The sequence below is a fragment of the Sphingomonas sp. genome, from assembly GCF_042091075.1.
Lineage (GTDB): Bacteria > Pseudomonadota > Alphaproteobacteria > Sphingomonadales > Sphingomonadaceae > Sphingomonas.
Window position 1 is genome coordinate 1 of record NZ_JBELIE010000124.1, and the last position, 9,747, is coordinate 9,747.

Annotated in this window: 9 protein-coding genes; 2 read left to right on the plus strand and 7 right to left on the minus strand. The window is 67.7% G+C overall.

From position 1 onward, the window contains the following. Positions 1–453, minus strand: a 453-nt coding sequence (locus tag ACFDSW_RS12200) for a glycosyltransferase family 4 protein (RefSeq protein ID WP_375250563.1), incomplete at its 3' end; no start/stop codon positions are given. A 162-nt stretch (positions 454–615) separates the two neighbouring features. On the opposite strand from ACFDSW_RS12200, the gene ACFDSW_RS12205 reads away from it, so the two are divergent. Continuing rightward, positions 616–1,749: a glycosyltransferase gene (locus tag ACFDSW_RS12205; RefSeq protein ID WP_375250564.1), complete on the plus strand. Its 1,134-nt coding sequence runs from the start codon at positions 616–618 to the stop codon at positions 1,747–1,749. After that, positions 1,746–2,705 (plus strand): hypothetical protein, encoded by a 960-nt coding sequence (locus tag ACFDSW_RS12210; protein ID WP_375250565.1) that lies wholly within the window; start codon positions 1,746–1,748, stop codon positions 2,703–2,705. Before ACFDSW_RS12205 ends, ACFDSW_RS12210 begins: the two co-directional genes overlap by 4 nt. Positions 2,706–2,749: 44 nt before the next feature. Here ACFDSW_RS12210 and ACFDSW_RS12215 read toward each other — a convergent pair whose 3' ends face one another. The 6 genes from ACFDSW_RS12215 to ACFDSW_RS12240 form a co-directional block, all read right to left on the minus strand. Next, positions 2,750–4,138 (minus strand): efflux transporter outer membrane subunit, encoded by a 1,389-nt coding sequence (locus tag ACFDSW_RS12215; RefSeq protein ID WP_375250566.1) that lies wholly within the window; start codon positions 4,136–4,138, stop codon positions 2,750–2,752. Continuing rightward, positions 4,138–5,331: an HlyD family secretion protein gene (locus ACFDSW_RS12220; protein WP_375250567.1), complete on the minus strand. Its 1,194-nt coding sequence runs from the start codon at positions 5,329–5,331 to the stop codon at positions 4,138–4,140. The genes ACFDSW_RS12215 and ACFDSW_RS12220 overlap by 1 nt, the downstream gene beginning before the upstream one ends. Beyond that, positions 5,328–6,980, minus strand: a complete 1,653-nt coding sequence (locus tag ACFDSW_RS12225) for an MFS transporter (RefSeq protein WP_375250568.1) — start codon at positions 6,978–6,980, stop codon at positions 5,328–5,330. The genes ACFDSW_RS12220 and ACFDSW_RS12225 overlap by 4 nt, the downstream gene beginning before the upstream one ends. Positions 6,981–7,075: 95 nt before the next feature. Then, positions 7,076–8,008, minus strand: coding sequence for a GTPase Era (gene era / locus ACFDSW_RS12230; RefSeq protein ID WP_375250569.1), 933 nt, complete (start codon positions 8,006–8,008; stop codon positions 7,076–7,078). Further along, positions 8,001–9,131 carry a molecular chaperone DnaJ gene (dnaJ, locus tag ACFDSW_RS12235; RefSeq protein WP_375250570.1) on the minus strand — a complete coding sequence of 377 codons (1,131 nt, stop codon included), beginning with the start codon at positions 9,129–9,131 and terminating at the stop codon, positions 8,001–8,003. The genes era and dnaJ overlap by 8 nt, the downstream gene beginning before the upstream one ends. Positions 9,132–9,283: 152 nt before the next feature. Then, positions 9,284–9,747, minus strand: a 464-nt coding sequence (locus tag ACFDSW_RS12240; protein ID WP_375250571.1) for an Hsp70 family protein, incomplete at its 5' end; no start/stop codon positions are given.

Consider the following 9,747-nt stretch of genomic DNA (forward strand, 5'->3'; position numbering starts at 1 on the left):
CGCCATCGCGACCAGCAGGTCGACGCGATCGGTCAGTCGTCGCAGCATCCGCGCGCCAAGCGGACGCAGCACGCGGGGCAGGGGGGGCAGCAGCGGATTGCTGATCTTCGCGACGATACGCAGATGCGGCAGCGCGCGATCGATCGCGGGCGCGAGCCAAAGGTGGAAGTTGCCGGTGATATAGACGATGTCGGGACGCACCTGTCGCAGGATCGGCACCATCGCGCGCGCCAGTCGCCAGCGCGACATCATCCCGCGCCGGATCGGGGGGTCGAGCAGGCGGAGCACGGCGCCCGACGGCAGCCGGTTCCGCATTGCGCCGGCATCGGCCCCCACCACGAAGGTGACCCGGCATCCGCGCGCCACCCATTCCTCGGCCAGCCGGAACGCGGTCGCCTCGGTGCCCCCGGCGTTGAAATCATGCAGCAGGATGGCGATCGACGGAATGGTCACCCGCATGTGCTACGGGCGCGGAACGATCAGAACAAGCGCGCCTGTCGTGGCCGACGGTCGCTACCGCGATGCGTCGCACCAGCCGCGCTGGCGCTGGCGCCGGGCCGCCCGATGTCGATCAGCGATCTTGTTTCGGCCGCCATTGGCACCTAACGCGCGGCGATGAGCGTCGCGATCTTCCTGCCATCCCTCGCCGGCGGCGGTGCGGAGCGGATCGCGTTGTTCGTGACGGAGCGGCTGCGCGCCGCCGGCATCGACGCACGGCTGGTGGTGGCGCGCGCGACCGGGGCATTGATCGACGCGCCCGTCTATCGGACACATGGCGTCGACCTGCGAGCACCGAACGAGCTGCTGAGTCTCCCGGCGCTGTCGCGTTACCTCGATCGGGAACGGCCCGAACTGCTGTTCGCATTCGTTCACAGCGCGAAGATCATCGCCGGGATCGCGAAGCAGCGGCGCCCGTGGTTGCGGCTCGCGATCAGCGTGCACAATGCGCTGGATGTGCCCCGCCGCGCCCGTTTCTGGCCGCGCGCGCTGTTCGGCTACGCCCCCGAGCGCTGGCTGTATCGCGATGTCGTCGCGGCGCATGCGGTGTCTCACGATCTCGCCGCGCAGGTGATCCGGCGGTTCGCGTTGCCGCCGCAGCATGTGCACACGATCTACAATCCGCTGCCCGATCGCCCGGCGGCCGGCGCGATTGACCCGGCGCATGAGGACATCTTCGCGCGCCCGGTGATCGTCAACGCCGGCCGGCTGGTGGCGCAAAAGGATCAGCGCATGCTGATCGACAGCTTCTGCCAGGCCGGCGTGGCGGCGCAGGCCAATCTGCTGATCCTTGGCGAGGGGCCGCTGCGTCCCGCGCTGCTGGCGCAGGCCCGCGCCCTGGGCGTCGCCGATCGCATATTCCTGCCCGGTTTCGTGCGCGATGTGCGTCCCTACATGGCCCGCGCCGCGGGGTTCGTGCTGTCGTCACGCAACGAAGGCTTCGCGCTGGTGATCGCCGAGGCACTGTCGATGCATTGCCCGGTCGCCTCGTTCGATTGCCCCAGCGGCCCACGTGAACTGCTGGCGGACGGCGCGCTGGGCCAATTGATCGCACCCGGCGATGCGGCCGGGCTGGGTGCGGCGATGCGGGCGATGGCGGCGGGCACGGTCGTTCGTCCGCCGGCCGAGGCGGTCGCGGCGCATCTACGTCAGTTCGATCCGGCCGTGATTGCGGATCAATATGTCACGTTGGTCCGGTCGCTGCTATCGCACGCTGCCCCGTCTCCCTTGCAAAGCCATCGTCTTCCATGAGCTTCGATAACATCGTTTCCCGCGCGCAGGCCTGGGCCGCCACCCCGGGGGCCAAGCGCCTTGGTCGCATCGTGCGCGCCATATTCTTCGTCGCGGTGATCGCGATCCTGCTGTGGCAGCTGCGCGAGATCGGCTGGGCGGACGTGCTGCGCGCGCTGCCGAGCCAGCCGCTCTTCTACCTGCTGTTCTTCGTCAACTTCATGGTATTGCCGCTGACGGAGGTACCCATCTTCCGCCTGTTGCTGGGGCAGCCGATACCGGGGGCGCTGCCGGTGCTGGTGCGAAAGCGGATCGTCAACGCGGTTCTCGTCGATTATTCGGGAGACCTCTATCTCTACGGCTGGGCGCGGACGCGGCTCGGCATCGATGCCCGCAAGCTGCTGCTGGCGGTCAAGGATAATGCGATCCTGTCGTCACTTGCCGGGGCGATGGTGGCAGGGGCGTTCATCGTCGCCTTCATCGCGCGCGCGCCGACCGGACGGATCGCATCATGGCTCGATTCGTCGCTGGGGCTCGTGATCGGCGCGGTGCTGTGCGCCAGCCTGACGCTGCCGCTGCTGCTGCGGTTTCGCCACGCGATCCTGTCGACCAGCCAGCGCGTCGCCTGGCAGGTGTTCGGCATCCATTCGCTGCGCACGATCCTGAACCTGGCGATCCAGGTGTGGCAATGGACGATCGTGCTGCCCGGGGAGCATTGGACCACATGGCTCAGTTTCCTGACCGTGCAGCTCGTCATCGCGCGCCTGCCGTTCATCCCCAATCGCGACCTGCTGTTCATGGCGGCGGGACTGGAGATGAGCGGAGCCCTAACCGTCTCGCGGGAGGCGATGGCGGGGCTGCTCGTCGCCGGCACCGCGCTGACCCAGGGAACGAACCTCGCGCTGTTCCTGCTCACCGCGCTATGGATGAAGCCGGTCCCGCCGGTCGCGCCAGAAGAAGAGGCGGCGCTTCATTGAAAGACAGGGCGAGGCAGTCGCCGCTGAATCGCAATGCGATCGGGTCAGCGGCGCATCGCGCTCACCTCGGCAGGGGACCAGCCACCGCCCATCGCCTGATATAGCGCGACATAGCTGGTCAGCCGGTCCGCCTCCGCCTGCACCAGCGACAGTTCGGCGGTCAGCAGGTTTCGCTGCGCATCGAGCTGTTCGATATAGGCGGAATAGCCAGCGCGATAACGGTTCGACGCATTCTCCAATGCGCCGCGCGCGGCGGCGGCCTGCGCGTCAAGCGCATCCGCCTGCTCTCCAGTGCGGCGGACCCCGGCCAGCGCGTCGTCGACTTCGCGGAACGCGGTCAGCGCGGTACGGCGATACGCGAACGCGGCCTGATCGCGACGCGCGGTCGCCGCGCGCTCCTGTGCACGCAGCCGCCCGCCGTCGAACAGCGGCGACAGGATGCTGGCGCCGATCGTGAAGATGCCCACCGGATTCGCCAGCGCGGTTGACAATACCACGCCGGCACTGCCGGTCAGCGACAGATTGGGCAGCATCGCCGCGCGCTGGCTGTCGAGTGACAGATCGGACGCCACCAGCGTCTGTTCCGCCTGATATAGATCGGGCCGCCGACGCAGCAGATCGGCGGGCAGGCCGTCGGGGATGGCGGGGCGGGCGATGCGAGCGAGCGGGCGTCCGCGGGCGATGGCGCGTGGTGCATCGCCGGTCAGCAGCGACAGCGCATCCTCCTGCCGGGTGATCGCCAGCTCGGCAGCGGGGACAAGTTGCTGCGTGGCGGCATATTCCGCCTGCGCCTGCCGATATTCCAGCCGCGACGTATATCCCGTCTCGAACCGCCGCCGCGCGATCCGCAGCGCATTGGCGCGCGCCGTCAGCGTGTCGCGCGCGATCGCCAGCCGCTGATCGAGCGCGCGCAGCGTGACATATCCCGATGCGGCGGCGGCGGCGGTGGCGAGGCGCACGCTGTCTTGCGCCGCCTGCGTGGCGAGCAATTGCGCGCGCGCGGCGCGACTGGCCAGCCGCAAGCGCCCGAACAGGTCGAGGTCGTAGCTGAGCGACAGCGTTGGCTGCGCCCCGATCGCCCGGCTGGGCGTACCGAACGGACTGAGCGTCTGTCCCTGTGTTTCCGGCACCGTGCCGCCGATCTGCGGCAGCAATTGCGCGCGCGACAGCGCCTCCGCGGCGCGTGCCTCCTCGACGCGCGCGGCGGCCGCCTGGATGTCGACGTTGTTGGCCAGCGCGCGCTCGACCAGCGCGGTCAGTTGCGGATCGCCGAACCCCTGCCACCAATCGACCGCGATCGGGGCGGTGGCGCCGGTCGCGGTGCGCCACGCCGGGGGCGGCGCGACAGCGGCGCTGTCGGGAGCGGCAACACGCTTGCCCGGCAGCGTGCAACCCGCCACCGCGAGCGGGATCAGAAGGGCAACGCCACGCATCATCGCGGTGTCGGCACGCCAGAGGTGTCGACACGGGCCTGCACCGACATGCCCGGCCGTAGCCGCGCGCTGAGCGATTGACCCGGATCGACGCGGATGCGCACCGCGATCCGCTGTGGCACCTTCGTGAAATTGCCGGTTGCATTATCGGACTTCAGCACCGCAAACTCGCTGCCCGCAGCGGGCGAAATACGCTCGACGCGGCCCGTCAGCCGCGCGTTCGCGAGCGCGTCGACGGTGAAGCTGGCGCGCTGCCCCACGGCGATCCGCGCGGTCTGTGCTTCCTTGAAATTGGCGATCACCCAGGTCTCCGGGGGAACGAGGAACATCAGTTGCGACCCGGCGGTGACATATTGGCCGACGCGGACCCCCACTTCGCTGAGGCGACCCGTTTCGGGCGCGCGGATCGTGGTATTGGCCAGATCGATGCTGGCCAGCCGCAACGCCGCCTGTGCGCCGCTGACACCGGCCTGTTGCCCGCCGCGTCCCACCTCGACGGTGCGGATGTCCTGCCGGGCGATCTCGCGCGCGGCCTGCGCCTGTCGCACCTGCGCCTGCGCCTGTCGCAGCGCCGCGAGCGTCTGGTCGCGTTCGCGCAACGACACTGATCCGTCGGTGACGAGATCGTTGACGCGCGCCATGTCCGCCTGCGCGCGCATCAGTTGCGCCTGCGCATTGGCGACCGCCGCTTCCTGCGCGCCGAAACTGGCCTGGCGGCTGGCTTGCGACTGGCGAGAGTTGGCCAGCGTCGCCTGTGCATTCTCGACTTGCGCCTGCGCCTGATCGACTCGCTGGCGATAGATGCGCTGATCGATGACGACGAGTGGTTGCCCGGCCGTCACCGTCTCGAAATCGCGTACCAGCACCTGCGTGACATAACCGGATACCTGGGGCGCGATCACCGTGGTGCGCCCCCGGACATAGGCGTTGTCGGTCGATTCATACGGGGTGGTGAACGGCCAGATCCGCCACGCCGCCAGCACCGCCGCGATTCCGGCAATCGCCAGCAGCCCGATCACCAGAGTGGCCCGGCGCGACAGCGTGGGCGGACGCCACCCCGATCCCGCGGGCGGGGGAGCAGCGGCGGCGGCGGGACTGGCCGCGCCGGTATCGCCCGCGCTGGCGGCCTGATCCTCCGCGATCTTCTCCTCGGTCGCGGGAGTGGGGGAAACGGGTGGTCGGGTATCGGTCATGCGGGGCTCATATGGGCAGCGCGCCAGCGACGGCGCAGCAACAGGAACAGCAAGTAGCAGAAGACGAGCGCGGCCAGCACCGCGACCAGCCGAAAGACGTCGTTATAGGCGAGCACGTTGGCCTCGCGCGTGGCGGCTTGCGACAGGAGCGCGCCGCCCTCCGCGATGCGCAAACCGGGATCACCGACGACCCGCGCCACGCCGCCGGCCCCTGCCTGCAACCGCGCCTGCACCTGTGGATCGGTGGGGTCGATCGCCTGCACCAATGCGGCGTTGTTCGCCTTTTCGCGCACCACCTGATAGGTGCCGAGCAGCGCTGATCCGGCAAGCCCGCCAAGCGAATTGAGCATGCCGAACAGCGCGATAAAGCTGATGACGTGTCCGGTCCCCTGTTGCAGCGCGCGCGTCATCCCGAACAGCAGCGACGGCCCGAGGAAGAAGGCGGCGGAGAACGCGATCACGCTTTGCGTCAGATAGAATTGCGGCGCGCGTGTCAGGCTGGTGGAATAGGAATCGGCCCATGCGGCGATCGCGACAAGGCCAATCGCGAGCATCACCGCATGCGTCAGCCGATCGACATTGATGGTCGCCGCGCTGGCGATCACGCCGCTTGCGGTGGACAGGAAGATCAGCAGGAAGAGGGTGATCAACTGATCGTTGTTCTGCCCCAGTACGGTCAGCAGACCGATCGCGCCATACGTCTGTTCCGACAGGATGATGCGCGCCATCACGGTCACCACCGCGAAGCGCAGGATATCCGCGCTGCCCAGCCAGCGGGTATTCAGCAGGGGGTTGCGGCGATGATGCTCGATCCACAGCGCGGCGGCGAACATCGGTATCGCGGCGAGCAGCGCCCAGCCGATCCACGCCGCCTGCGTCCACCAGACGATCCGCCCCAGGCCCAGCACCGCCGCGAACAGCGCGGTCGCGCCCGCGAACAGCACGAACGTGACGAAATCGAGCGGTTCGAACGCCTTTTGCCGGATCGTCGGCGGCAGCCGGAACCGCAGCACCGCCGCGAGGCTGAGCGCCGCCATGCCCAGTTCGAACAGATATAATGTCCGCCACTGGCTCATCGACAGCAGTTCGGGGGAGAACAGCCGCGCCAGCGGGGTGGCGCATTGCGGCACGCCGATGCCGACCACGATCGCGCGTAGCCGCCATGGCGCTGGAAAGGCCTGCATGAAATAATAGAGGGCGAAGGTGCTGAGTGCCGCCCCCGCCATCCCGCTGGCCGCGCGGACCAGGATCGCCGACCAGAAGCCGTGAACGAACAGGTGCGCCAGCGTCAGCATCATGTACAGCGTCAGGAAGATGACCGCATAGGGGCGCAATCCGAACTGCTGCCGGAACTTGATCAGCAGCAGATTGATGCTGACGTTGGTCATCACATAGACTGTCGGCAGCCACGCGATTTCCGCCGGATCGAGCCCCAGCGCCCCGGCGAGCGTGACGGTGTTCGCAGACACCAGCGCATTGCCGAACCCGCCCGTCAATCCAAGTAGCGTCCCGGTCGCGCCATACGCGATTTTCCGGCCGAGCGGGTGGTCGGGCGACCCCGGCGAGCCGGGCATGATTGGCCGTTCATGGGGCGCATAGTCCCATGTTTCCTCTGCGAGGAACGTGCGCACCCGCGCCACTAGCGTCATGAAGGCAGCGTCATGATGCGGAATGCAACGCAGGGGCGTAACGATTTGTTGCCGGGCGGATCACACCCGCTGCGACGAATGTCACGCCGATCCGTTCACTCCACCCAGTCCAGCCCCAGGTCGCGATAGACGCCGCGATCCTCATCCCAGCCCGGCTTCACCTTGACGTGCAGGTACAGGTGCACCGGCCGATCGAGCAGCACCGCCAGTTCCGCCCGCGCGCGCGCGCCGATCTCGCGGATGCGCGTACCGCCCTTGCCGAGCACGATCGCGCGCTGCGATTGGCGTTCGACCAGAATCTGCTGGTGGATCTCCGCCGACCCGTCGGCGCGATCCTCAAACTTCTCGGTCTCGACCACGCTGGCATAGGGCAATTCGGCGTGGAGTTGCAGGTACAATTGCTCGCGGGTCACCTCGGCGGCCAGCGCTCGCTCGCTCGCATCGGAAACCTGATCCTCCGGATAATGCCACGGCCCGGCGGGCATCGCCGCCGCCAGCGCGTCTTTCAGCTCGGGCAGGCCATCGCCGGTCTGGGCCGAGACGAAGAAGGTTTCCGCAAAGGGCAGGATCGCGTTCAGTCGCTCGGCATGCGTCAACAGCTTGCCCTTGTCCGCCAGATCGACCTTGTTGAGCACCAGATAAATCGGCTCGCTGCGTCCCCGCAGCGCCTCGGCGATCTCGGTCACCTTGGGACCAAGCCCGCCCTTGCCGTCGACGACCAGCGCGATCACGTCGGCGCCCTCGGTGCCGCCCCAGGCGGCGGCGACCATCGCCCGATCGAGCCGGCGATGCGGCTCGAAGATGCCCGGCGTATCGACCAGCAGCAATTGCGTCTCGTCACGCAGTGCCACGCCCATCAGCCGCGCGCGCGTGGTTTGCGCCTTGGGGCTGACGATCGCGACCTTCTGTCCCACCAGCGCGTTCACCAGCGTGGACTTGCCCGCGTTCGGCGCGCCGACGATCGCCACCAGCCCGCAATGCGTTGTGGTGCGCTCGCCCCGACCTTCGGTTACTGGCGCCTCACTCACCGGCGAAGGCGTTCTTCAGGCGGGTGAAAAAGCCCTGACTCTGTGGACATTCGTCACCCGTCTCGGTTTCGCGAAATTCCTCCAGCAGCGCGCGCTGTCGCGTGGTGAGCTTGCTGGGGGTTTCCACGTCCACCTGGATCACCAGATCGCCATGGCCGCGCCCCTGCAACACGGGCATGCCGGCGCCGCGTTGCCGCAATTGCTTGCCGGACTGGATGCCGGCGGGGATCTTCACATCGTGGCGTTTGCCGTCGAGCCCGGGGATCGACATCGTGCCACCCAGCGCGGCGGTGGTAAAGCTGATCGGCGCGCGCGCGAACAGCGTCGTACCCTCGCGTTCGAAGATCGCATGCCGCTTGACGTGCAGGAAGATGTACAGGTCGCCCGGCGGCGCCCCGCGTGCGCCGGCCTCGCCCTCGCCCGTCAGGCGAATGCGTGTGCCTTCGTCCACCCCGGGCGGCACGTTCACCGCGAGTGTGCGCGTCTTCTCGATCCGCCCTTCGCCTCGGCAATCGGGGCAAGGATCGGTGATGACCTCGCCCGAACCGTGACAGACCGGGCAGGCACGCTCGACCACGAAAAAGCCCTGCTGCGCGCGCACCTTGCCTGCGCCCTGGCAGTGATGGCAGGTATGCGCGTGGGTTCCCGGCTTCGATCCCGAGCCATGGCAGGTGTCGCACGCCACGGAAATGTCGACGGTGATCTCCGTCTCCTTGCCGTGATAGGCTTCCTCCAGCGAAATCTCCATGTCGTAGCGCAGGTCTGCGCCACGCCGCGCCTGACGTCCGCCGCCGCCGCCGCGCTGGCCGCCCATGAACTCGCCGAAGACGCTCTCGAAAATATCGGAGAAGCCCGAGAAATCCTGGCCACCGCCGCCGAACCCGCCCGCGCCGCCGTTTTTGAACGCGGCATGGCCAAAGCGATCATAGGCGGCCCGCTTCTGCGGGTCCTTCAGGCAGTCATAGGCTTCGTTGACCGCCTTGAACTTCGCCTCTGAATCCTTGCACCCGGCATTCTTGTCCGGGTGATATTTCATCGCCAGCTTGCGATAGGACGATTTGATCGTCGCCGCGTCCGCGGTGCGCTCGCATTCGAGCAGTTCGTAATAATCAACTTCGGTCATGTTACGCCCCTGACGTGCGGCACCAGTCCTTCGAGACGCCCCTTCGACAAAATCAGTAGCTCCTCAGGACAGACGAAACACGATGTCTTCGTGCGTCCCGAGGAGGAACCGAGCGAGGTCGAAGGCCCGCCTCGAAGGGCCATGCGCGCCGCTTACGCCTTGTGGCTGTCGTCGACTTCGGAGAATTCGGCGTCGACGACGTCGTCCTCCTTGGCCGCTTCGCCCTGTGCGGCGCCAGCCTGCGGGCCGGCGTCGGCCTGCTGCTGCTTCTCATAGATCGCCTGGCCCAGCTTCATCGCGACCTGCGCCAGTGCCTGCGCCTTTTCATTCATCTGATCGGGGTCGCCACCCTCGACCGCCGCCTTGGTGGCGTCGATCGCGGACTGGATCTCCGACTTCAGCGCGTCGTCGACCTTGTCGCCATTGTCGGCAAGCTGACGCTCGGTGGTGTGGACCAGCGATTCGGCGTTGTTTTTCGCCTCGGCGCCGGCGCGACGCTTCTTGTCCTCCTCGGCGAACTGCTCGGCATCGCGCACCATCTGGTCGATATCGGCGTCGGACAGACCGCCCGAAGCCTGGATGCGGATCTGCTGCTCCTTGCCGGTGCCCTTGTCCT